The organism is Pseudomonas azotoformans (assembly GCF_900103345.1).
GTDB lineage: Bacteria > Pseudomonadota > Gammaproteobacteria > Pseudomonadales > Pseudomonadaceae > Aquipseudomonas > Aquipseudomonas azotoformans.
On sequence record NZ_LT629702.1, the window covers coordinates 2,294,114 to 2,317,940 of the forward strand.

Genomic DNA, 23,827 nt, shown 5'->3' on the forward strand with positions numbered 1-23,827 from the left:
AAAAAACGGCGCTTGATAGCGCCGTTTTTTATTTGCGCTCCGCCAACACCTTCAGTGCCTGCGCCGCCGCCCGTTCCTGACCGGCCTGGGCCGTCGCGTTAGCCGCATCCCGCCAGCGCTGCGCGTCGACATTGGCTGGCAACTGGCTCGGGCGCTGGGTGAGGATTGCCCAGTTTCCGGCACTTTTCCATTTTGACTCGAAGTCGCCAAAGCTCATCAACAGGCGCCGGTCCATGCCTGAGCGCAGCAACACCGTGCTTTTCTGCTGATTGAACCCCACCACTACCACGTAGTGCGCGTCGGACCACAGCCCGCCACCAATCCGCGCCATCACCGGATAACCCGCCGCGACCTGCGCCAGCACCGCCGTCAACTTCGCATCGAGCGGGTACACCATCAGCCCGTACTCACGCGCCAGCACCTGCATGTTGCGTTCAAGGTCCGCTTCGCCACCCGGCAAATGCAACGGCTTATCCAGCAACCCCGGTGTCATGACAATGCCTTGTTGCGACAGCATGCTGGCTAACGATGTAGGACCGCTCTGATAAGCCTCGCTACGAAAGGTCGGCACGCCATTGAGCTCGACTCGCTCCGGCAGGCCCGCCAGCCTCGACGGTGTGGAGGAGCAGGCCGCGAGGCCCAGGGCACAGGCGAACAATAAAGATGTTTGAAGGTTTGACCGTAACCGCAATTTTCTACTCTCTTGTTCAACTGCCGGTGTGGGCCCTGATCATAGCCGAATCGCGCTTCATGTTTCCTGCAGGAGCGAGCTTGCTCGCGAAAAACCCGAATGCACCGCTAAAACCCGGGAGTCCGCGTCATCGTTGACATTTTTCGCGAGCAAGCTCGCTCCTACAGTGAAAGGCGGGGCCTATAGCCGACCAGGCCAGTCAGCGAGCGCCAATAGAGCAAAGAAGTTGGTTGGACTCGACCATTGGTCAATAGCAGGCAACCGCCCGGTAGCTAGACTGTCCATTGAGAAGACTGTGTGTGCCCGTAGGGGCGAAAGGAGGCCCGAATGAGCCTTGTAACGACGATTTTTCTGTTGATCTGCGGTTGGCTGGCGGTAGCCGGCGCCATGTTGTGGGGGGTGTTGCGCATTACCCGCCGGCACCATCACCCCCACGTCAAATCCGCTGTACCCGCCAAGCCTCACAAGGCCGCGGTGCATCACGCCTAGCCTGGCATGCAATTAAAGTCCTGCGTCGCAGCGACTTCCTTGCCGTGGCCGTCCATCAAGGAGGCGCGCACGGTGGTGCCCAGGCTCGATTCCACCAGGGTGTAGTGCTCACCCGCCTTGAAGTGCTTGTACTCGACACGCCCCTGGCAATCCTGTTGGTTGTCGTCGCCAGGCTCTTCCTCGAACAGCGTCACATCCAGGCGATGATCCCCCGGTGTCACCTCAAAAAAGCGTCCGTCATCCACGCGCTTGCCGTCTACCCGCTCGGCCATCAAGTCATTCGGCGCTTCTTCTTTAAGACCAATCCACGCTTCGCTCGGGTCAGCCTTGGGGATGGGCCCCGCGCATGCTGACAACAACAGCACAGCACCAAGGGCAGGAATCAACAATAAAGGTTTGAGTGACATGGCAGGGCTCCAAAACAGGACAAGGTGTCCGATGGGCTGCAAGCTTGAGGAGCTGCCCTTTGTAGAACAAATGAATACATATGAAACGATCTTCAGCCCTTACCTAAATGTTCCTTCACCTGGCTGAAAGGTGCGTGTTAGGTGGGTCGCGTGAGACTGCCGGGGTTTGCAATCCTGCTCCTTTCGGAGGTTCACGCATGCTCGGGCTGGTAAAGACCGCACTGCAAAAGCCATACACCTTTATCGTGTTGGCCATCTTCATCTGCATCATCGGGCCGATGGCGGCCCTGCGTACCCCCACGGATGTTTTCCCGGATATCGGCATCCCCGTGGTCGCCGTGGTCTGGCAGTACAACGGCCTGTCGCCGGACGCCATGGCCGGTCGGGTGATCTACACCTACGAACGCTCCCTGAGCACCACCGTCAACGACATCGAACACATCGAATCGCAATCGCTGCCCGGCATGGGCATCGTCAAGATCTTCTTCCAGCCCGGCGTGGATATCCGCACCGCCAACGCACAGGTGACGGCGGTTTCACAAACCGTGCTCAAGCAAATGCCACCCGGCATCACGCCGCCGCTGATCCTCAACTACAGCGCCTCCACGGTGCCGATCCTGCAAATGGCGTTCTCCAGCCCCAGCCTCTCGGAAGCCAGGATCCGCGACCTGGTGCAGAACAACATCCGCCTGCCCCTCAGCGCCCTGCCCGGCCTGGCCATGCCGACGCCGATGGGTGGCAAGCAACGCCAGATCACCCTCGACCTCGACCCGCAGGCGCTGGCTGCCAAAGGCCTGTCGGCGCAGGACGTCGGCAACGCACTCGCCCTGCAAAACCAGATCATCCCGGTGGGCACCGCCAAACTCGGCCCCAACGAATACACGATCCTGCTCAATAACAGCCCCAAGGCCATCGACGAACTCAACGACCTGCCGATCAAGACCGTCGACGGCGCGCTGATCACCATCGGTCAGGTGGCGCACGTACGTGACGGCTCGCCACCGCAGACCAACATCGTGCGCGTCGACGGCCACCGCGCCGTGCTGATGCCGGCGCTGAAAAACGGCAACATCTCCACGCTGTCGATCATCGATGGCATCCGCCAGATGCTGCCGCGCATCAACGAAACCCTGCCGCCGTCACTGAAGACCTCGCTGCTGGGCGACGCATCGGTGTTCGTCAAGCAATCGGTGGGCAGCGTGGCCCAGGAAGGCATCATTGCCGCACTGCTGACCAGTGCGATGATCCTGCTGTTCCTCGGCAGCTGGCGTTCGACGCTGATCATCGCCGCGTCGATTCCCCTGGCCGTGCTCTCGGCCATCGCGTTGCTGGCGGCCAGCGGGCAAACCCTCAACGTGATGACCCTGGGTGGGCTGGCGCTGGCGGTCGGGATCCTGGTGGACGATGCCACGGTGACCATTGAGAACATCAACTGGCACCTGGAACAAGGCAAGGCGGTGAAGACCGCGATCCTCGACGGCGCCGCGCAAATTGTCGACCCGGCGTTCGTCTCGCTGCTGTGTATCTGCATCGTGTTCGTGCCGATGTTTTTGCTGCAAGGCATCGCCGGTTATCTGTTCCGGCCGATGGCCCTGGCGGTGATCTTTGCCATGGCCAGTTCGTTCATCCTCTCGCGTACGCTGGTGCCGACCCTGGCGATGTTCCTGCTCAAGCCGCATACGCCGGAGCCAGGCGCCGGGCATCACCCGGAAGATGAGTTCATCAACCATCATGAGGGCGAGCAGCACCAAAAACCGCGCAACCGCGTGCTGCAATCGGTGCTGAATTTCCAACAGGGATTCGAGCGTCATTTCTCGAATATCCGCGACACCTATCACGGCCTGCTGACCTTGGCGCTGGGCAACCGCAAGCGTTTTATCGTCGGCTTCCTGGCCTGTGTGCTGACGTCCTTCCTGCTGCTGCCGAGCCTGGGCCAGGATTTCTTCCCGGCCACCGACGCCGGCGCCCTGGCCCTGCACGTACGCCTGCCACTGGGCACGCGTATCGAAGAAAGCGCCGCGGCCTTCGACCGTATCGAAGCGCGGATTCGTGAGGTCATCCCCGCCGAAGAACTGGACACCATCGTCGACAACATCGGCATTCCGCTCAGCGGCATCGACATGGCCTACAGCAGCAGCGGCACCATCGGCCCGCAGGATGGCGATATCCAGGTCACCCTGAAAAAAGTCCACGCGCCCACTGCCGACTACGTGAAAAAACTGCGTGAAGCCTTGCCGGAAAGCTTTCCCGGCAGCCACTTCGCCTTCCTGCCGGCGGACATCAGCAGCCAGATCCTCAACTTCGGCGCCCCGGCCCCGCTGGACGTGAAAATCTCCGGGCGCAACGACGAAGAGAACCGCGCCTATGCGGTAGAACTGGAGCGCCGCCTGCAGCATGTACCCGGCATCGCCGACCTGCGTATCCAGCAGTCCACCGGTTACCCGTCGCTGCAGGTGAATGTCGACCGCCTGCGCGCCAATGGCCTGGGCATCACCGAGCGTGACGTGACCAACAGCATGGTCGCCTCCCTCGCCGGCAGTTCCCAGGTGGCGCCGACGTTCTGGCTCAACCCGGCCAACGGCGTGTCCTACTCCATCGTCGCGGCTACCCCGCAATACCGCCTCGACAGCCTGCCCTCGCTGGAAGCCCTGCCGGTGACCGGTGCCGACGGCCAGTCGCAGATCCTCGGCGGCGTAGCCACCATCTCCCGCGTGCAAAGCCCGGCGGTGGTCACCCACTACAACATCGAGCCGACCCTCGACCTGTACGCCAACGTACAAGGGCGCGACCTCGGCGGCGTCGCCCGCGACGTGCAGAAAGTGCTGGATGACACCGCCTCCATGCGTCCCAAGGGCGCGGTGATCAGCCTGCATGGGCAGATCGATGCGTTGCATGAGGCGTTCAGCGGCCTGAGCTTTGGCCTGCTCGGTGCAGTGGTGCTGATCTACCTGCTGATCGTGGTCAACTTCCAGTCGTGGGTCGACCCGTTCGTGATCATCACCGCTTTGCCGGCGGCGCTGGCGGGGATCGTGTGGATGCTGTTCCTCAGCGGCACGTCCTTGTCGGTGCCGGCACTGACCGGCGCCATCCTGTGCATGGGCGTCGCTACGGCCAACTCGATCCTGGTGGTGAGCTTCTGCCGCGAACGCCTGGCCGAACATGGCGACGCACTCAAGGCCGCCCTGGAAGCCGGCTACACGCGCTTCCGTCCGGTGTGCATGACCGCCCTGGCGATGATCATCGGCATGTTGCCCCTGGCGATGTCCGAAGAACAGAACGCCCCGCTTGGCCGTGCGGTGATCGGTGGCCTGATCCTCGCCACCACCGCCACCCTGTTGTTTGTTCCCGTGGTCTTCAGCCTGGTCCACGGGCGCCACCCTACTCGCGCAACTGCTGGAGAAACGCCTCATGTCGTCTGATCACAAACCCTCGCGCAAGCGTCTGATGCTCATGGGTGTCGGCGGCCTGACCCTGGCCGCCCTGTTGGTCGCCAACGGCCTGCATGCCCGCACCTTGCACGAACAATCGGTCACCGCCTGGACCGAAACCGCCGCCATCCCGCAGGTGATGGTGTTCCAACCGCAGCAGAACGCGACCGGCGATACCCTGCGCCTGCCGGCTCACCTGGAGGCCTGGAGCAAGGCGCCGATCCATGCCCGCGTCAGCGGCTACCTCAAGGACTGGAAAGCCGACATCGGCACCCGGGTCAAAGCCGGCCAAGTCCTCGCCGAGATCGACAGCCCCGACCTCGACCAACAACTGGCGCAGACCCACGCACGCCTGGTGCAGGAACAGGCCAACGCACGCCTGGCCGCCACCACCGCCACGCGCTGGCAGAACCTGCTGGCGAGCCACTCGGTGTCGCGCCAGGAGGCCGATGAAAAAACCTCGAATGCCGCTGCCGCCAAAGCCAACGCCGAGGCCGCCGCTGCCGACTACGCCAGGCTGACCGCACTGGAAAGCTACAAGACTATCCGCGCGCCGTTCGCCGGCACCATCACTGCACGTAACACCGATATCGGCCAGTTGATCAAGGCCGACACCGACAGCGACCCGGAGCTGTTCAACATCGCCGACACCCACCAACTGCGCCTGTATGTGCCGGTGCCGCAGAACTACGCGGCGGTCATCCACCCCGGCCTGGAAGCCGAACTGACCGTGCCCGAGCATCCCGGCGAGCACTTCAAGGCGCGCCTGATCGGCGACTCCACCGCCATCGACCGTCGTTCCGGCACCCTGCTCGCGCAGTTCGTGGCCGACAACCCCAACGGCGAGCTGCTACCCGGTGACTACGCCGAAGCGACCCTACCGATTCCGGCGGACACCCATGGCGTGAGCATCCCGGCCAGCGCGTTGATCTTCCGCGCCCAGGGCACCCAAGTGGCGGTGCTGGATGCGCAGAATCATGTGCACTTGCAGGACATCCATATCGGCCTCGACCTCGGTGAACGCCTGGTCATCGACCAAGGCCTGAAACCCGCCGACCGTGTGGTCGATAACCCGCCCGACGCCCTGCGCGAAGGCGACCCGGTGCAACTGGCCGACGCCGCTGGAGGTGCGCATGCGCCCAAGGCTTAAGCCCCTCTGCGCCCTGATGTTGCTGGCTCTACAGGGTTGCTCGATGGCGCCCACCTACAAGGTGCCGCCGATTGACCTGCCTGCGAACTACCGCGAGCAGACCAGCGACGGTCCCTGGCACAGCGCGCAACCGTCCGACCAACTGGCACCCGAATGGTGGAAGCTCTACCACGATTCCCGCCTGAGCGATCTGCAACAACAACTGCTTAACGCCAACCCGGACCTGGCGGCGGCGCTGGCGCACTTCGATGGGTCCCAGGCGTACGCCAGCCAACTGCATGCCGGACTGTTCCCGCAGATAACCGCCAGCGCGCAGCCGTTGCGCCAGCGCCAATCGGACTCGCGGCCACTGCGGGGGACCACGCAGCCGTCGGTGTACAACAGCAACACCGCGGGTTTCTCGCTGAGTTATGACCTGGACCTATGGGGCAAAATTCGCAACCAGGTGGCGGCGGGTGACGCCCAGGCGCAAGCGTCGGGGGATGACCTGGCGGTGGCGCGCCTGAGCCTGCAGCACCAGTTGGCAAGCCTGTATGTGCAGCTCAATGGGCTGGATGCACAGGCGCGGATCCTCAACAGTTCGCTGGATGATTTCAGCCAGGCGCTGCAACTGACCCGCAGCCGGTACGAGGGCCAGATTGCTTCGGAGCTGGACCTGACGCGTGCACAGAACCAACTCGCCGAAGCCAAGGCCCAACTGGATGAAGTCCGCGGGCAACGCAACCTGACCGAGCATGCCATCGGTGAACTGGTGGGCGTGGCGGCCAGCGATTTCTCCCTGCCGCCGAGCCCGCAATTGATTGCACTGCCGGGCATCCCATCGCAGCTGCCAAGCCATCTCCTGCAACGTCGACCGGACATTGCAGCGGCGGAACGGCGGGTGTTTGCCGCCAATGCGAACATAGGTGTAGCGAAGGCTGCGTGGTACCCGGATTTCAGCCTGACCGGGTTGATTGGCGGGCAGACGCAAGGCGTCGGCAACCTGCTGTCCGCCGGCAATCGCTATTGGGCGCTGGGGCCGCTGGTGAACCTGCCGATCTTCGACGGCGGCCGCCTGAGCGCCAACGAGCGCCAGGCCAAGGCCGAGTTTGAAGAGGCATCGGCGCAGTACCGTAGCCAGGTGCTGAAGGCCGTGCGCGAGGTGGAAGATAATCTGGGGCAATTGCGCGATCTGCAGCAGGAAGCCCTGGATGAGCAGGCAGCAGCGGATGCGGCGCAGCACACCCAGGCGCTGGCGATGAACAGCTACGAGGCGGGGGCCGTGAGTTATCTGGATGTGGTGACGGCGCAGACGGCAGCGTTACAGGCGCAGCGCACGTTGCAGGCGGTGCAGACGCGGCAGTTGCAGGCGAGTGTGGGGTTGGTGACTGCGCTGGGTGGTGGCTGGCAGCCGGGTGCCTGATACGGTGGGTCAGTCACATAACTGTCAACTGAACGACTGCTATCGGGGGCAAGCCCCCTCCCACACTTGTCCTGTGCCAGACACACAATGTATGAACGCCGCAGAACCAATGTGGGAGGGGGCTTGCCCCCCACCCTGCTCCTGTGCCAGACACACAATGTATGAACACCGCGGAACCAATGTGTGAGGGGGCTTGCCCCCGATGGCGTTCTTCCAGACACATCCTGCCAAAGGCCAGCCCGTCAGCCTCTTACACCCCGATCTAGCCTCTCTGAACACACCTTGAGAGGGCCAGGGAATGGCAGATTTACCCGCTTCACATCGGCTGCGCATCGGACGCTTCAGCGAACCCAACCGCATTTACCTGATCACCACCAACACCCACGAACGCCTACCGATATTCAGCGACTTCCACCTCGGTCGACTGGTGGTCTGGCAGTTTCGCCTGGCTCAGTACCGAGGGCTCGCAAACTCCCTGGCGTGGGTGATCATGCCTGACCACTTTCATTGGCTTATTGAGTTGAAAAAAGGCTCGTTGGCGGACCTGATGCGGCAGGTGAAATCCAAGAGCACGCGGTCCGTCAACGGCCTAAGCGGACGCAAGGGAAGACTCTGGCAGGAAAGCTTTCATGACCGCGCACTGCGCAATGAGGATGATCTAGTGAAGATGGCGAGGTATGTAGTGGCCAATCCATTGAGAGCAGGCCTGGTGAAAAAGATCGGCGACTACCCATTGTGGGATGCCATCTGGATCTAACATCACACACTGTTCAAATGTGGGAGGGGGCTGCCCCCGATAACAGGGTGACTGACCCACCGCTATCGGGGGCAAGCCCCCTCCCACATTTTTTCTACCGTATTTCAGGCGGCTAACTTGCCGCTGGCGATTGCGGCGGAAGCTGCCACCATTGCGCGTAATAGAACCGCACACCCAGCAGCCAGGTCATCCGGTGCGGCATTCTCGATTTCGTTGTGGCTGATGCCACCTTCACACGGCACGAAGATCATCCCCGCCGGGCCCAGTTCGGCGACGAAGATCGCGTCGTGCCCTGCCCCACTGACAATGTCCATGTTCGACAAGCCCAGGCCATTCGCCGCATTGCGCACCGCTTCTACGCAGCCTTTGTCGAAATACAGCGGCGGGAAGTCAGCGGTGGGCTCCATCTCAAAACTGAGGCCATGTTTGGCACAGGTGTCTTCAATGACCGTGCGCACCTCGCCAATCATCGAGTCCAGGCGTGCCGGCTCCAGGTGACGGAAGTCCAGGGTCATGCGCACTTCGCCAGGGATAACGTTGCGCGACCCCGGATAAGCCTGCAGGCAACCCACCGTCCCACACGCGTGCGGTTGATGCCCCAACGCCGCCGCATTCACCGCCGCCACCACCGCTGCCGCGCCTACCAGGGCATCCTTGCGCAGGTGCATCGGCGTCGGCCCCGCATGCGCTTCGACGCCGCGCAGTTTCAGGTCGAACCACTTCTGCCCCAGTGCGCCGAGCACGACACCAATAATCTTCTTCTCATCCTCAAGAATCGGCCCTTGTTCGATATGCGCTTCGAAATACGCGCCTACCTTATGCCCACTCACAGGTCGCGAGCCCGCATAGCCAATCGCGTTCAGCGCATCGCCCACACTGACGCCGTCCACATCGACCTTGGCCAAAGTATCGGCCAAGGTGAACTTCTCGGCGAACACCCCTGAGCCCATCATGCATGGCGGAAAGCGCGAGCCTTCTTCGTTGGTCCACACCACCACTTCCAGCGGTGCTTCGGTTTCCAACCTGAGGTCATTGAGCGTACGCAGCACTTCCACCCCCGCCAGCACGCCGAAGCAACCATCGAATTTGCCGCCGGTGGGCTGGGTGTCGATATGGCTGCCGGTCATCACCGGCGGCAGGTTGGGGTTGCGCCCGGGGCGGCGGGCGAAGATGTTACCGATACCGTCGATGGTCACGGAGCAGCCGGCGTCTTCGCACCACTGCACGAACAGGTCGCGGGCCTTGCGGTCGAGGTCGGTAAGGGCCAGGCGACACACGCCACCCTTGGGCGTGGCGCCAAGCCTGGCCAGGTCCATCAAGGATTGCCACAAGCGGTCACGGTTGATGTGCTGATGGGTCGATTGCAGAACGTCGAGGGCAGCGTTCATGGGGGATCTCCTCAGGCTACATTTCTTATGGATTGACTCAATTCCATCAATGGAATGCGTTCATACATGTGGGAGCGGGCTTGCTCGCGAAGGGGCCGTGTCAGTCGCTGCAAATGTCGCCTGAAAGACCGCATTCGCGAGCAAGCCCGCTCCCACATGTGGATTGCATTTCAAATTATCTACAGTGGTGTTTTCACCGCGACCGGGCTGGCCCCGCGCTTGGCATTCAGGCCGTAATACAACAACCCACCCAGCGCCGAACCGGTAAACCAGCCATAGCTGTAGAACCAGCTGAACGCATCGCTGCCCAACGACAGCAAGGTCAGCACCACCGGCACGCCGAACGCGATGAAACCGCTCCAGTTCCATGCCGGGTACACGTCATCGCGATACAAGCCGGCCAGGTCGAGTTGCTGTTTGCGCGTGATGAAATAGTCCACCACCATGATCCCGGCGATCGGCCCCAACAGGCTGGAATAGCCGAGCAACCAGTTGGAGTAGACGGTCTCCAGGCTCACATCGGAAACGATCAGGCCGAGTTTTTTCAGCAGCTCATGGGCCATCAACGCCAACCCCACCAGGCCAGTGAGGATCACCGCCGTGGTGCGGTTGATTAGCTTGGGCGCGATGTTCTGGAAGTCATTGGTGGGCGAGACGATGTTCGCCGCCGTGTTGGTGGACAAGGTGGCGACGATGATCAGCGCCATGGCCACGGCCACCCACACCGGGCTCTGGATGTGCCCGATCAGGGTCACCGGGTCGGACACGCTCACGCCCACCAGTTTCACCGAAGCGGCGGTCATGATCACGCCGAGGGCGGCGAACAGGAACATGGTCAGTGGCAGGCCGAAAATCTGCCCGAGGATCTGGTCCTTCTGGCTTTTGGCGTAGCGGCTGAAGTCAGGAATGTTCAGCGACAAGGTGGCCCAGAACCCCACCATCGCCGTAAGCCCGGCCATGAAGTAACCGGTCAGGCTCGCCCCCTCCGGACGCTTGGGCGGGATCGCCATCAATTCGCTGATCGACACGTTGGGCATCGCCCACACCAGCAGGCCGATCCCCACCGCCACCAGCAGCGGCGCCGACAGGGTTTCAAGGCGCTTGATCGATTCGGCACCGCGCAGCACCACCCACAAATTCAGGCACCAGAAAATCATGAAGCCAATCACTTCACCCGTGCCGCCGAGGGATTTCCAGCCCTCGAAAATCGAACCCAAGAACAGGTGGATCGCCAGCCCGCCGAACATCGTCTGGATACCAAACCACCCGCACGCCACCAGTGCCCGAATCAGGCACGGCACGTTCGAACCGAGGATGCCAAACGACGAACGCAACAGCACCGGAAACGGTATGCCGTACTTCGTGCCAGGGAACGCATTGAGGGTCAGCGGGATCAGCACCACGATGTTCGCGAGCAGGATCGCCATCAGCGCCTCGCCCACCGACAACCCGAAATACGCGGTGAGCACCCCGCCCAACGTGTAGGTCGGCACGCAGATCGACATACCGACCCACAGCGCAGTGATGTGCCACTTGTTCCAGGTGCGTTCGTGCACCTTGGTCGGCGCCATGTCGTGGTTGTAGCGAGGGCTGTCGAGGACGTCGGGGCCGGCGTCGAGTTCGTACAGGCCGTTGCGTTCAATGACTTGCGATCTGTTCTGTTGCATGGCCGCTCCACAGTTTTTTCGAATTATTGTTGCGCGCCTGCAGTTGACTGCAGGCGGCCGGAGTACCTCGTAAACAACATGACATCACGGGTCCGGCCAGCCGCCTCTGCACTCAATAACCGTGCCGACAACCAACATCGAACCCACACCGCTTATATAACTGGCTGATGTTAATCAGCTTTCCGATTGCGCCTTCGTTACTTGCCGCCTTACTCAGGCTAAATAGTGCGGAAGTTGCCCGAACCATCAGGACTCAATCTGGTGCAACACAATTATTTTTATTTCCCCTGCCCGTCAAGAGGCATGTCTCAAGCGTCTGATTTGCAATAAGAAATGTTGCTCAATTTAAGAACCTGTCAAGTGCGTCAAAATGGTGAGAAGCCGCTACATTTTGGTGATTATTGATTTTTATCCTTATAAATCAATAGCCTGAAAACAATATAAGCTTATAAAAAATCTTCTTGCCCAATCGAAAAACTCGGGCTAGCTTCTATTCCTGTCACCGATGACAGGAATTAACCGACCATCGGCAAGCAGCACTACAACACTTAGAACTGGCACAAGCCGGTCAAGCCTGTGAGGAACTCGACATGTCGCTGTTGATCCGTGGCGCCACCGTTATTACCCATGATGAAAGTTACCGCGCCGATGTGTTGTGCGCAGACGGTCTAATCCGGGCTATTGGTACGAACCTGGATATACCCGCCGGCACTGAACTACTCGATGGCAGCGGCCAATACTTGATGCCCGGCGGCATCGACCCCCATACCCATATGCAACTGCCCTTCATGGGCACCGTGGCCAGTGAAGACTTTTTCAGTGGTACGGCGGCGGGCCTGGCGGGGGGCACCACGTCGATCATCGATTTCGTGATTCCCAACCCGCAGCAATCCTTGCTGGAGGCGTTTCACCAGTGGCGCGGCTGGGCGGAAAAGTCCTCCTCTGACTATGGCTTCCATGTGGCGATCACCTGGTGGAGCGAGCAGGTGCGCGAGGAAATGGCCGAGCTGGTCAGCCACCACGGCATCAACAGCTTCAAGCATTTCATGGCCTACAAGAACGCGATCATGGCGGCGGATGACACCCTGGTCGCCAGCTTCGAGCGCTGCCTGGAATTGGGCGCGGTGCCCACCGTGCACGCGGAAAACGGCGAGCTGGTGTATCACCTGCAACGCAAGCTGATGGCCCAGGGCATCACCGGGCCGGAAGCGCACCCGCTGTCGCGTCCGTCGCAAGTGGAAGGCGAAGCGGCCAGCCGCGCGATCCGCATCGCCGAGACCCTCGGCACGCCGTTGTACCTGGTGCACGTCTCCACCAAAGAAGCGCTGGATGAGATCACCTACGCCCGTGCCAAAGGCCAACCGGTCTACGGTGAAGTCCTCGCCGGTCACCTGTTGCTGGACGACAGCGTCTACCAGCACCCCGACTGGCAGACCGCCGCCGGCTACGTGATGAGCCCGCCGTTCCGCCCACGCGGGCACCAGGATGCACTGTGGCACGGCCTGCAATCAGGCAACCTGCACACCACCGCCACCGACCACTGCTGCTTCTGCGCCGAGCAAAAAGCTGCCGGGCGTGACGACTTCAGCAAGATCCCCAACGGCACCGCCGGTATCGAAGACCGCATGGCGCTGTTGTGGGACGAAGGCGTCAACACCGGGCGCCTGTCGATGCAGGAGTTCGTGGCGCTGACCTCCACCAACACCGCGAAAATCTTCAACCTCTACCCACGCAAAGGCGCGATACGCGTGGGTGCGGATGCCGACCTGGTGCTGTGGGACCCACAGGGCACGCGGACCATTTCGGCCAAGACCCATCACCAGCAGGTCGACTTCAACATCTTCGAAGGCAAGACCGTACGCGGCGTGCCCAGCCATACCATCAGCCAGGGCAAGCTGGTCTGGGCCGATGGCGACCTGCGCGCCGAGCGCGGGGCCGGGCGTTATGTGGAGCGGCCGGCGTATCCGCCGGTGTTCGAGCAGTTGAGCAAGCGGGCTGAGCATTCCAGGCCAGTAGCTGTGAAGCGCTGAGACCGCTATCGGGGGCAAGCCCCCTCCCACATTGACCCCATTCCAACAGGATCAACGCGGTCAAGTGTGGGAGGGGGCTTGCTCCCGATGAGGCCAGTGCAAGCAACAAAAAAACCACTGCCCATCAGAGGCAGCACCTCAATAACCGTGAGGCCAACACCGTGATCCAGACCCTGACCCACCTTCCCCATCCCGTTGAGGATGGACCGACACTCGCCAGTCATTTCACCGACCTGGCGCCGCCGCTCAACGCTCGCCAGGCCCAACTGGAAGCCTCGCGCTGCCTGTATTGCTACGACGCGCCTTGCGTGAATGCGTGCCCCAGCGAAATCGATATCCCGTCGTTCATCCGCAATATCCACACCGAAAACGTGCAAGGCGCGGCGCAGAAGATTCTCTCGGCCAACATCCTCGGCGGCAGCTGCGCGCGAGTGTGCCCCACCGAGATCCTGTGCCAGCAGGCCTGCGTGCGTAACAGTGCCGAAGAATGCGCCCCGGTGCTGATCGGCCTGTTGCAACGCTACGCCATCGACAACGCCCACTTCAGCGAACACCCCTTCCAGCGCGCCGCGCCCACCGGCAAACGCATCGCCGTGGTCGGTGCCGGGCCTGCCGGACTGGCCTGCGCCCATCGCAGTGCGTTACACGGCCATGACGTGGTGATCTTCGAAGCCCGGGAAAAAGCCGGCGGCCTGAATGAATACGGAATCGCCAAATACAAACTGGTGGACGACTTTGCGCAGAAGGAGCTGGATTTCCTCTTGCAGATCGGCGGTATCGAGATCCGCCACGGCCAGCGCCTGGGGGACAACCTCACGTTGAGCGAACTGCACCAGCAATTCGATGCGGTGTTCCTCGGCCTCGGCCTTGCCGCCAGCAAACAACTCGGTTTGGCCAATGAAGACGCGCCTGGCCTGCTCGCCGCCACCGACTATATCCGCGAACTGCGCCAGGCCGATGACCTCACCCAACTGCCCCTGGCCGATCGCTGCATCGTGCTCGGCGCGGGCAATACCGCCATCGACATGGCCGTGCAAATGGCCCGCCTCGGCGCCCGCGATGTGAACCTCGTATACCGCCGCGGCCTGGCGGACATGGGCGCCACCCACCACGAACAGGCTATCGCCAAGGCCAATCAGGTGCGCCTGCTGACCTGGGCCCAGCCCGAAGCCGTGTTGCTGGATGACCTGGGTCATGTACGCGGCATGCGCTTCCTGCGCACGCGCATGGAAAATGGCCGCCTGCACCCCACCGGTGAAACCTTCGAGCTGGCCGCCGATGCAATCTTCAAGGCCATCGGCCAGGGTTTCGACAACGAGGCGCTGCACGACCCGCTGGCCGAGCAACTGCATCGGGTCGGCGAGCGCATTTTCGTCGACGAACAGCTGCGCACCAGTATTCCTGGGGTGTACGCCGGTGGCGATTGCGTCAGCCTCGGCCAGGACCTCACCGTGCAGGCGGTGCAACACGGCAAGCTGGCCGCTGAAGCCATGCACGCCCAACTCATGCTGACTGTGGAGGCTGCGTAATGGCCGATCTCTCGATTGTGTTCGCCGGTATCAAAGCCCCCAACCCGTTCTGGCTGGCCTCCGCGCCGCCCACCGACAAGGCCTACAACGTGGTCCGCGCCTTCGAAGCCGGCTGGGGCGGCGTGGTGTGGAAAACCCTCGGCGAAGACCCGGCGGCGGTCAACGTGTCATCCCGCTACTCGGCGCACTATGGCGCCAACCGGGAAGTACTGGGCATCAACAATATCGAGTTGATCACCGATCGCTCCCTGGAAATCAACCTGCGGGAAATCACCCAGGTGAAAAAGGACTGGCCCGACCGTGCGCTGATCGTGTCGCTGATGGTGCCGTGCGTCGAGGAATCCTGGAAAAACATCCTGCCGCTGGTTGAAGCCACCGGCTGCGACGGTATCGAGCTGAACTTCGGCTGCCCCCACGGCATGCCCGAACGCGGCATGGGCGCGGCGGTGGGCCAGGTGCCGGAGTATGTGGAACAGGTGACGCGCTGGTGCAAGACCTACTGCTCGCTGCCGGTGATCGTCAAGCTCACGCCGAACATCACCGACATCCGCGTGGCGGCGCGGGCGGCGTATCGGGGCGGTGCGGATGCGGTGTCGCTGATCAACACCATCAACTCCATCACCAGCGTGGACCTGGAGCGCATGGTCGCCCTGCCGGTAGTCGGCACCCAGAGCACCCACGGCGGCTACTGCGGTTCGGCGGTGAAGCCGATTGCGCTGAACATGGTCGCCGAAATCGCCCGCGACCCGCAGACCCAGGGCCTGCCGATCTGCGGTATTGGCGGCATCGGCAACTGGCGCGATGCGGCGGAGTTCGTCGCCCTGGGCTGCGGTGCGGTGCAGGTGTGCACGGCGGCGATGCTGCATGGGTTTCGGATTGTGGAAGAGATGAAAGACGGGCTGTCGCGCTGGATGGACAGTCAGGGCTACCAGAACTTGCAGGCTTTTTCCGGGCGGGCAGTGGGCAACACGACGGATTGGAAGTACCTGGATATCAACTACCAGGTGATCGCCAAGATCGATCAGGCCGCCTGCATTGGCTGCGGGCGTTGCCATATCGCTTGCGAAGACACCTCGCACCAGGCCATCGCCAGTTTGAAACAGGCGGATGGCACACATAAATATGAGGTGATCGATGACGAGTGCGTGGGCTGCAACCTGTGCCAGATCACCTGCCCGGTGGCCGATTGCATCGAGATGGTGCCGATGGATACCGGCAAGCCGTTTTTGAATTGGACGCAGGACCCGCGGAACCCCTATCGGGAGGCTGTCTAACCCTGATCGTTCCCACGCTCCGCGTGGGAATGCCTCCAGTGACGCTCCGCGTCACACTCCCAACAGCGGACGCAGAGCGTCCAGGGCGGCGTTCCCACGCAGAGCGTGGGAACGATCAGGCTCAAGGCTCCAACCCAATCCCCCGCAAGATCACACCGGTCACCGTCTGAATCGCCTTCTCGAACTGCATATCCGACAACGGCTGGTGATCATTCAAAATCTTCACCTGGTGATCAAAGTCCGCATAGTGCTGGGTCGAGGCCCAGATCATGTACAGCAGGCTCGACGGCTCCACCGGCAGGATGCGCTTGTCCTCCACCCACTGGCGAATCTTCGCTTCCTTCATCTTGGCCCAGTCGTACAGGCTTTCATCCAGCGCCTCACCCAGGGTCGGCGCGCCGTGGATGATTTCGTTGGCCCAGACTTTCGAACCATACGGCCGCGTGCGCGAGCGCTGCATCTTGGCGCGGATGTAGCTACTCAGCACCACCCGGGGATCATCGAAGGTCTCGAAGCTCAGGGCGTCCTGCTTCCACACTTCCAGCAGGTCGAACAGCACCGCGCTGTACAGCTCGCTCTTGGTGGTGAAGTAGTAATGCAGGTTGGAGCGCGGCAGTTGCACTTCTTCAGCGATGTCGGCCATGGCGGTGCTGCCATAGCCTTTTTCGGCGAAGATTTTTTCCGCAGCCAGCAGGATTTTTTCGACGTTGACCCGGCGAATTCCGATCTTGTGATTGCCCATAAGGGCTCCCTGACAACAACTTGGCTTAAAGACTACCATCGGCTCTAGATCGGGGCGACAGGCCATGGTGAAACTTCTGACGCTAACCTTTCCCGCGGAAATCGGATTGGTTAGGATCGCGGTCCCCATGAAGGATCATTGCAATGACTATTCGACCTCGCGTGGCCACCGACGACACCGTGCTGGGAGCACTGTGGGAGCGCTCGGTACGCGCCACCCATGACTTCCTCCCCGAGGATGACATTCAACGTTTGCTGCCCCTGGTACGCGACACCTACCTGCCGATGCCCGCCCTGGACGTGTGGGTGTACGAAGATCAACAAGGCATCGCCGGTTTTATCGGTACCGGCGGGCACAATGTGGAGATGCTGTTTATCGACCCAGAGCGTCGTGGCCAGGGCATCGGTCGCCAGTTGCTGGACCACGCCCGTGCCCGTCACGAGACCCTCACCGTCGACGTAAACGAACAAAACCCACAAGCCGTGGGGTTCTACCTGCACTATGGTTTTATCCAGGTCGCGCGCTCGCCGCTGGATGGCGAAGGCAAGCCCTTTCCCTTGCTGCACATGGCTCTACCGACTCCCTGACTTCGAAGGTATTGAACAATGTTGATCAAGAAAAGCCTCACCACCCTCGCCCTGCTCGCCTCCCTCCTGGGCGCCTCGGCGGCGTTTGCCCATGCCCACCTCAAGAGTGCGGAGCCGGCGGCCGACAGCAGCGTCGCAGCGCCCAAGGACCTGCGCCTGACCTTCAGCGAAGGCGTCGAAGCCACCTTCACCAAGGTGTCGCTGAGCAAGGACGGCACCGAAATCGCGATCAAGGGCCTGGAAACACCGGACGCCGACAAGAAAGTGCTGGTGGTCACGCCGGCCGCCCCGTTGGCCGCCGGCACCTACAAAGTGGTGTGGAACGCCGTCTCGGTCGACACCCACAAGAGCAACGGCGAATACAGCTTCAAGGTCGGCCAGTAACCCATGGCGACCCTGCTGGTGCTGTGCCGTTTCCTGCATTTCAGCGTCGTGTTGTTGATGTTCGGGGCCTGCGCATTCAGGCCCTGGCTGCTCGGCGCTGCACCGCAACCGGCACTGGACCGGCAACTTGAGCGGATCACCCGTGGGCTGGCCTGGCTGGGGCTGGGGTCCGGCGTCGCCTGGCTGTTACTGATCACGGCAAGCATGGCCGGCAGTTGGGACGCGGCGCTGCAGCCGGCCACGGTGCAGCTGGTGCTGGGCAAGACCTTCTTTGGCCAGGTGTGGGTGTGGCATCTGTTACTGAACCTGCTGCTGGTGATCGTGCTGGTCAAACCCTGGCCGATGGTGCGCCTGCCAGTGATCGCGCTGCTGCTGGCGACACTGGCACCGGTCGGCCATGGCGCCATGCTGGACGGGCTCAGCGGCAGATTGCTGATCCTCAATCAGGTGGTGCATCTGGTGTGTGTCGGCGCCTGGCTCGGCGGGTTGCTGCTGTTGGTGTTGATCCTGAGCCAATCCCCGCCTGTTGCGCTGGAGCCGATCCTGCGACGCTTCAGCGGTGTGGGTTATGGCCTGGTCGCCGGCTTGCTGGTGACTGGCTTGATCAACGTGCGCGTACTGACCGGGCAACTGTGGCCCACACCGTTGTTCAACGGCTTTGCCCTGATCCTGTTGATCAAGGTGCTGCTGGTGCTGGGCATGTTGGCCCTGGCGCTGTTGAACCGCCTGCGTATCGAGCGTTGTGAAGAACGCCTGGGCAGCCTGAAGGCCAGCGTGAAGCTGGAGTGGGTGCTGGGGATTGCCGCCGTCGCCGCCGTCTCCCTGCTCGGAACCTTGCCGCCGATGCTCATGGTTGGCTGAAACACACCATTAAAGGTGGGAGGGGGCTTGCCCTCGATTGCAGTGTGCCAGCAGGTAAATGTGCTGCTGATTCACCGTCATCGGGGGCAAGCCCCCTCCCACATTGACCTTCCACACCCAGCAGGTCATCGTATAACTTGTGCTTGACAACGCCTTAAAACCCCGCAAATATCGCACCCAATGTTGTACGACAACGTATGACAAATAATAAAAACAACAAAAGAAAGGGAGCTTCACTGTGAGTTCACTCGCCCGCAATTCCTCCGTCCGCCTGGGTTTTATCGGTCTCGGCAGCCTGGCCTTCACCCTTCCCCTCAACGCCCATGCCGAAGGCTTCGTCGACGACGCCAAAGCCACGCTCAACCTGCGTAACGCCTATTTCAACCGCAACTTCACCAACCCGAGCAACCCTCAGGGCAAGGCCGAAGAGTGGACGCAGAACTTCATTCTCGATGCCAAGTCCGGCTACACCACAGGCACGGTAGGCTTCGGCATTGATGTGCTGGGCCTGTATTCGCAAAAGCTAGATGGCGGTAAAGGCACCGGCGGTACGCAATTGCTGCCGATCCACAGCGATGGCCGCCCGGCCGACAATTTCGGCCGCCTGGGTGTGGCGCTGAAAACCAAGCTGTCGAAGACGGAACTGAAGGTCGGCGAATGGATGCCGGTACTGCCGATCCTGCGCTCCGACGATGGCCGTTCCCTGCCCCAGACCTTCCGTGGAGGGCAAGTCACGTCCAATGAGATCGCCGGCCTGACCCTCTACGGCGGGCAATTTCGCGGCAACAGCCCGCGCAACGACGCGAGCATGGAAGACATGTTCATGAACGGCAAAGCCGCGTTCACCTCCGACCGTTTCAACTTCGGTGGCGGCGAATACAGCTTCAACGACAAACGCACCCAGGTCGGTGTGTGGTACGCCGAACTCACCGACATCTACCAGCAACAGTATTTCAACCTGACCCACAGCCAACCCGTGGGCGACTGGACCCTGGGCGCCAACCTTGGCTTTTTCACCGGCAAGGAAGACGGCAGCGCGCTGGCTGGCGACCTCGACAACAAGACCGCCTTCGCCCTGCTCTCGGCCAAGTACAACGGCAACACCTTCTATGTGGGCCTGCAGAAACTCACCGGCGACAGCGTGTGGATGCGGGTCAACGGCACCAGCGGCGGCACCCTGGCCAACGACAGCTACAACGCCAGCTACGACAACGCCAAGGAGAAATCCTGGCAGGTGCGTCATGACTTCAACTTCGTGGTGCTCGGCATTCCCGGGCTGACCCTGATGAACCGCTACATCAGCGGCAGCAACGTGCACACCGGGGCGATCACCGATGGCAAGGAATGGGGGCGCGAATCGGAGTTGGCCTACACGGTGCAGAGTGGCGCGCTGAAGGATTTGAACGTGCGCTGGCGCAACTCGACCATGCGTCGGGATTTCAGCAATAACGAGTTCGACGAGAACCGCCTGTTCATCAGCTACCCGATTTCACTGCTGTAGGTTTCCGACCGGGCGCAAACGTCGAATCAATGCATATCCCCTGTGGGAGCGGGCTTGCTCGCGAATGCGCTGTATCAGCCATGGATGAGTCGCCTGACACGACGTATTCGCGAGCAAGCCCGCTCCCACATTTGAAACCCCATCGCCTGTATTAGCGTTGACAAGCCGGGGAATCAATAACGATACTTCGGCAAAGTCATACGACAACCTACAACAACAATGGAACCTACATGACCACCCTCACCACCCCGCCCGTTCCATTCAACCGCCTGCTGCTCACCGGTGCCGCCGGCGGCCTCGGCAAAGTCCTGCGCGAACGCCTGCGTCCTTACGCCCAGGTGCTGCGCCTGTCGGACATCGCCAACATGGCCCCGGCCGCCGACGCTTCCGAAGAAGTGCAGGCCTGCGACCTCTCCGACAAGCAAGCCGTGCACCACCTGGTGGAAGGCGTCGACGCCATCCTGCATTTCGGCGGCGTATCGGTTGAGCGTTCGTTCGAAGAAGTGCTCGGCGCCAATATCTGCGGGATTTTCCATATCTACGAAGCCGCCCGCCGCCACGGCGTAAAGCGTGTGATCTTCGCCAGTTCCAACCACGTGATCGGCTTCTACAAGCAAGGCGAACAACTCGACGCCCACTCGCCACGCCGCCCGGACAGCTACTACGGCTTGTCCAAGTCCTACGGCGAAGATATGGCCAGTTTCTATTTCGACCGCTATGGCATCGAGACCGTGAGCATCCGCATCGGCTCGTCGTTCCCGGAGCCGCAGAACCGCCGCATGATGCACACCTGGCTGAGTTTCGATGACCTGACCCAACTGCTCGAACGCGCGCTGTACACGCCCAACGTCGGCCACACCGTAGTGTACGGCATGTCGGATAACCTCGACACCTGGTGGGACAACCGCTACGCCGCGCACCTGGGTTTTGCGCCCAAGGACAGCTCCGAAGTGTTCCGCGCCCAGGTCGAGACCCAGCCGCCCGTGGCTGCTGATGACCCGGCCAAGGTCTACCAGGGCGGCGCGTTCTGCGCGGCCGGCCCCTTCGGTGATTGACCCATGAACGCCGAACTGATTGTCGACGCGCGCAATGCCGTGGGTGAATGCCCGGTGTGGGTGCCCGAGGAAAATGCGCTGTACTGGGTAGATATCCCCAATGGCGGCCTGCAACGCTGGAGCGCCACTACCGGCCATCTTGCCGCCTGGAAAGCGCCGCAGATGCTCGCCTGTATCGCCCGCACCGATGCAGGCAACTGGGTCGCCGGGATGGAGAGCGGCTTTTTCCAGCTTACCCCGTACAACGACGGCAGCCTCGACACCACGCCCTTGGCTGGAGTCGAACACCCCCGCGCCGACATGCGCCTGAACGACGGCCGCTGTGATCGCCAGGGCCGCTTCTGGGCCGGCAGCATGGTGCTGAACATGGGCTTGAATGCGCCCGAGGGCATCCTCTATCGCTACGCATCCGGCGCTGCGCCCCATGCACAACTGGACGGCTTCATCACCCTCAACGGCCTGGCGTTCAGCCCGGATGGCCGTACGATGTACGCCTCGGACTCACACCCCTTGGTGCAACAGATCTGGGCCTTCGACTACGACATCGACACCGGCACGCCCTCCAACCGCCGCGTCTTCGTGGACATGCACAACTACCTCGGTCGCCCCGACGGCGCGGCGGTAGACGCCGACGGCTGCTACTGGATCTGCGCCAACGACGCCGGGCTGATCCACCGGTTCACCCCCGACGGCCGCCTCGACCGTTCCCTCACCGTACCGGTGAAAAAACCCACCATGTGCGCCTTCGGCGGCAGCCGCCTGGACACCCTGTTCGTCACCTCGATCCGTGACGACCAGAGCCCCCAGTCGCTGTCCGGCGGCGTGTTCGCCCTCAACCCCGGCGTTGTCGGATTGCCGGAGCCCACGTTCACCCTCTAGCTGCATCGCTGTGCCTTGAATACAACAATAACAAGACAGGAATGAACCCCCATGGACTTCAAACGCACCTTGCTCGCCGCTGCATGCTTCTCCCTCGCCAGCGCCGCCCACGCCCTGGAAATCAAGTTCGCCGACATCCACCCCGCCGGCTACCCCACCGTCGTCGCTGAAGAAAACATGGGCAAGGCCCTGACCAAGGAAAGCAACGGCGAACTGACCTTCAAGTACTTCCCCGGCGGTGTGCTGGGCTCCGAGAAAGAAGTGGTCGAACAGGCCCAGGTCGGCGCCGTGCAGATGACCCGTGTCAGCCTCGGCATCGTCGGCCCGGTGGTGCCGGACGTGAATGTGTTCAACCTGCCGTTCGTGTTCCGTGACCAGGCGCACATGCGCAAGGTCATCGACGGCGAGATCGGCGATGAGATCCTCGCCAAGATCACCGATTCGGAATTCGGCCTGGTGGCCCTGGCCTGGATGGACGGCGGCACGCGCAACCTCTACACCAAGAAACCGGTGCGCAAGATCGAAGACCTCAAGGGCATGAAGATCCGCGTGCAAGGCAACCCGTTGTTCATCGAGGCCTTCAATGAAATGGGGGCCAACGGCATTGCCATGGACACCGGCGAGATCTTCAGCGCCCTGCAGACCGGGGTGATCGACGGCGCGGAAAACAACCCGCCGACCCTGCTCGAACACAACCACTTCCAGAACGCCAAGTACTACACCCTCACCGAACACCTGATCTTGCCCGAGCCCATCGTGATGTCGAAAATCACCTGGAACAAGCTCACCCCCGCCCAGCAGGACATGGTGAAAAAAGCCGCCAAGGCCGCCCAGGCAGACGAGCGTGTGCTGTGGGACGCCAAGTCCGCCAGCAGCGAAACCAAGCTCAAGGCCGCCGGCGTGGAGTTCATCACCGTCGACAAAAAGCCCTTCTATGACGCCACCGCGCCGGTTCGCGCCAAATACGGTGCGGCTTACGCCGATATCATCAAGCGTATCGACGCCGTTCAGTAACGCCCTCCTTCTCTAGCAAGGCCCGGCGCGGTCGGTATCGACGCGCCCGGTTACGGTGAACGCCATGAAGAATTTACTGCTGCGCATCAACGACCGCCTGTACATGACCTGCATCTGGGTCGCCGGCCTCTCGGTACTGGGGGTTGCGCTGATCATCCCCTGGGGCATCTTCGCCCGCTACGTCCTCGGCACCGGCGCCAGTTGGCCGGAGCCCACCGCCATCCTGCTGATGCTGATCTTCACGTTCATCGGTGCCGCCGCCAGCTACCGCGCCGGCGCGCATATGTCGGTGGCAGTGGTAACCGACCGCCTGCCGCAACGCCAACGCCACATCGCCGGTATCGTCGCGCAACTGCTGATGGCCACCATCTGCCTGTTCATGACCGTGTGGGGCACCAAGTTGTGCCTGTCCACCTGGAACCAGTTCATGAGCGCCATCCCCACACTGCGCGTGGGCATCACCTATATGCCGATTCCTATCGGCGGGCTGCTGACCCTGGTGTTCGTGCTGGAAAAACTCCTGCTTGGCGACCAGAGCCAGCGGCGCGTGGTGCGGTTCGACCTGGTGGAAGAAAACGAAGGGGCTGCCTGA

Annotated in this window: 21 protein-coding genes; 16 read left to right on the plus strand and 5 right to left on the minus strand. The window is 61.9% G+C overall.

Going from position 1 to position 23,827, the window contains the following annotated elements:
• Positions 1-28: 28 nt before the first annotated feature.
• Positions 29-691 (minus strand): C39 family peptidase, encoded by a 663-nt coding sequence (locus BLR69_RS09970; RefSeq protein WP_071493501.1) that lies wholly within the window; start codon positions 689-691, stop codon positions 29-31.
• Between the two features lie 327 nt (positions 692-1,018).
• Between BLR69_RS09970 and BLR69_RS30935 the strand changes: the two genes are divergently transcribed.
• Entirely contained in the window at positions 1,019-1,180 is a 162-nt protein-coding gene (locus tag BLR69_RS30935) for a hypothetical protein (protein ID WP_166794332.1), read from the plus strand.
• On the opposite strand, the gene BLR69_RS09975 is transcribed toward BLR69_RS30935, so the two are convergent.
• Positions 1,177-1,587, minus strand: a complete 411-nt coding sequence (locus tag BLR69_RS09975) for a PA0061/PA0062 family lipoprotein (RefSeq protein ID WP_071493502.1) — start codon at positions 1,585-1,587, stop codon at positions 1,177-1,179. The two genes, BLR69_RS30935 and BLR69_RS09975, sit on opposite strands and share 4 nt — an antisense overlap.
• A gap of 197 nt (positions 1,588-1,784) precedes the next feature.
• Between BLR69_RS09975 and BLR69_RS09980 the strand changes: the two genes are divergently transcribed.
• The 4 genes from BLR69_RS09980 (at position 1,785) to BLR69_RS09995 (ending at position 8,324) form a co-directional block, all read left to right on the plus strand.
• Positions 1,785-5,006, plus strand: a complete 3,222-nt coding sequence (locus tag BLR69_RS09980) for an efflux RND transporter permease subunit (protein WP_071493503.1) — start codon at positions 1,785-1,787, stop codon at positions 5,004-5,006.
• Entirely contained in the window at positions 4,996-6,165 is a 1,170-nt protein-coding gene (locus tag BLR69_RS09985; protein WP_071493504.1) for an efflux RND transporter periplasmic adaptor subunit, read from the plus strand. Before BLR69_RS09980 ends, BLR69_RS09985 begins: the two co-directional genes overlap by 11 nt.
• On the plus strand, positions 6,149-7,567 hold the full coding sequence (locus tag BLR69_RS09990) for an efflux transporter outer membrane subunit (RefSeq protein ID WP_071493505.1): 1,419 nt from the start codon (positions 6,149-6,151) through the stop codon (positions 7,565-7,567). Before BLR69_RS09985 ends, BLR69_RS09990 begins: the two co-directional genes overlap by 17 nt.
• Positions 7,568-7,865: 298 nt before the next feature.
• Entirely contained in the window at positions 7,866-8,324 is a 459-nt protein-coding gene (locus tag BLR69_RS09995; protein ID WP_071493506.1) for an REP-associated tyrosine transposase, read from the plus strand.
• Positions 8,325-8,428: 104 nt separating this feature from the next.
• Here BLR69_RS09995 and BLR69_RS10000 read toward each other — a convergent pair whose 3' ends face one another.
• Both BLR69_RS10000 and BLR69_RS10005 read right to left on the minus strand, forming a co-directional pair.
• Entirely contained in the window at positions 8,429-9,712 is a 1,284-nt protein-coding gene (locus BLR69_RS10000) for a Zn-dependent hydrolase (protein ID WP_071493507.1), read from the minus strand.
• A gap of 179 nt (positions 9,713-9,891) precedes the next feature.
• Positions 9,892-11,379: an NCS1 family nucleobase:cation symporter-1 gene (locus BLR69_RS10005; RefSeq protein WP_071493508.1), complete on the minus strand. Its 1,488-nt coding sequence runs from the start codon at positions 11,377-11,379 to the stop codon at positions 9,892-9,894.
• A 590-nt stretch (positions 11,380-11,969) separates the two neighbouring features.
• Here BLR69_RS10005 and hydA point away from each other — a divergent pair.
• The 3 genes from hydA to preA all read left to right on the plus strand — a co-directional run bounded on the left by hydA (position 11,970) and on the right by preA (position 16,212).
• Positions 11,970-13,409 carry a dihydropyrimidinase gene (gene hydA / locus BLR69_RS10010; protein ID WP_071493509.1) on the plus strand — a complete coding sequence of 480 codons (1,440 nt, stop codon included), beginning with the start codon at positions 11,970-11,972 and terminating at the stop codon, positions 13,407-13,409.
• Positions 13,410-13,570: 161 nt separating this feature from the next.
• A complete protein-coding gene (locus BLR69_RS10015; protein ID WP_071493510.1) occupies positions 13,571-14,938 on the plus strand; it encodes an NAD(P)-dependent oxidoreductase in 1,368 nt (455 codons plus the stop codon).
• Positions 14,938-16,212: an NAD-dependent dihydropyrimidine dehydrogenase subunit PreA gene (gene preA, locus BLR69_RS10020; RefSeq protein WP_071493511.1), complete on the plus strand. Its 1,275-nt coding sequence runs from the start codon at positions 14,938-14,940 to the stop codon at positions 16,210-16,212. Before BLR69_RS10015 ends, preA begins: the two co-directional genes overlap by 1 nt.
• A 121-nt stretch (positions 16,213-16,333) precedes the next feature.
• On the opposite strand, the gene BLR69_RS10025 is transcribed toward preA, so the two are convergent.
• Entirely contained in the window at positions 16,334-16,954 is a 621-nt protein-coding gene (locus tag BLR69_RS10025; RefSeq protein ID WP_049709047.1) for a TetR/AcrR family transcriptional regulator, read from the minus strand.
• Positions 16,955-17,097: 143 nt separating this feature from the next.
• Here BLR69_RS10025 and BLR69_RS10030 point away from each other — a divergent pair, with 143 nt between their 5' ends.
• From BLR69_RS10030 to BLR69_RS10065, 8 genes are all read left to right on the plus strand, one after another.
• Positions 17,098-17,541 carry a GNAT family N-acetyltransferase gene (locus tag BLR69_RS10030; protein WP_071493512.1) on the plus strand — a complete coding sequence of 148 codons (444 nt, stop codon included), beginning with the start codon at positions 17,098-17,100 and terminating at the stop codon, positions 17,539-17,541.
• An 18-nt stretch (positions 17,542-17,559) separates the two neighbouring features.
• Positions 17,560-17,925, plus strand: coding sequence for a copper homeostasis periplasmic binding protein CopC (copC, locus tag BLR69_RS10035; RefSeq protein WP_071493513.1), 366 nt, complete (start codon positions 17,560-17,562; stop codon positions 17,923-17,925).
• Between the two features lie 3 nt (positions 17,926-17,928).
• Entirely contained in the window at positions 17,929-18,786 is an 858-nt protein-coding gene (copD, locus tag BLR69_RS10040) for a copper homeostasis membrane protein CopD (RefSeq protein ID WP_071493514.1), read from the plus strand.
• Between the two features lie 238 nt (positions 18,787-19,024).
• Positions 19,025-20,287 (plus strand): OprD family porin, encoded by a 1,263-nt coding sequence (locus tag BLR69_RS10045; protein ID WP_071493515.1) that lies wholly within the window; start codon positions 19,025-19,027, stop codon positions 20,285-20,287.
• A gap of 230 nt (positions 20,288-20,517) precedes the next feature.
• The gene (locus BLR69_RS10050) at positions 20,518-21,342 is read left to right on the plus strand and encodes an NAD-dependent epimerase/dehydratase family protein (RefSeq protein WP_071493516.1); all 825 of its coding nucleotides are present in this window, start codon (positions 20,518-20,520) and stop codon (positions 21,340-21,342) included.
• Positions 21,343-21,345: 3 nt separating this feature from the next.
• On the plus strand, positions 21,346-22,221 hold the full coding sequence (locus BLR69_RS10055; RefSeq protein ID WP_071493517.1) for an SMP-30/gluconolactonase/LRE family protein: 876 nt from the start codon (positions 21,346-21,348) through the stop codon (positions 22,219-22,221).
• A gap of 51 nt (positions 22,222-22,272) precedes the next feature.
• A complete protein-coding gene (locus BLR69_RS10060) occupies positions 22,273-23,235 on the plus strand; it encodes a TRAP transporter substrate-binding protein (RefSeq protein WP_071493518.1) in 963 nt (320 codons plus the stop codon).
• Between the two features lie 64 nt (positions 23,236-23,299).
• Positions 23,300-23,827, plus strand: a complete 528-nt coding sequence (locus BLR69_RS10065) for a TRAP transporter small permease (RefSeq protein WP_071493519.1) — start codon at positions 23,300-23,302, stop codon at positions 23,825-23,827.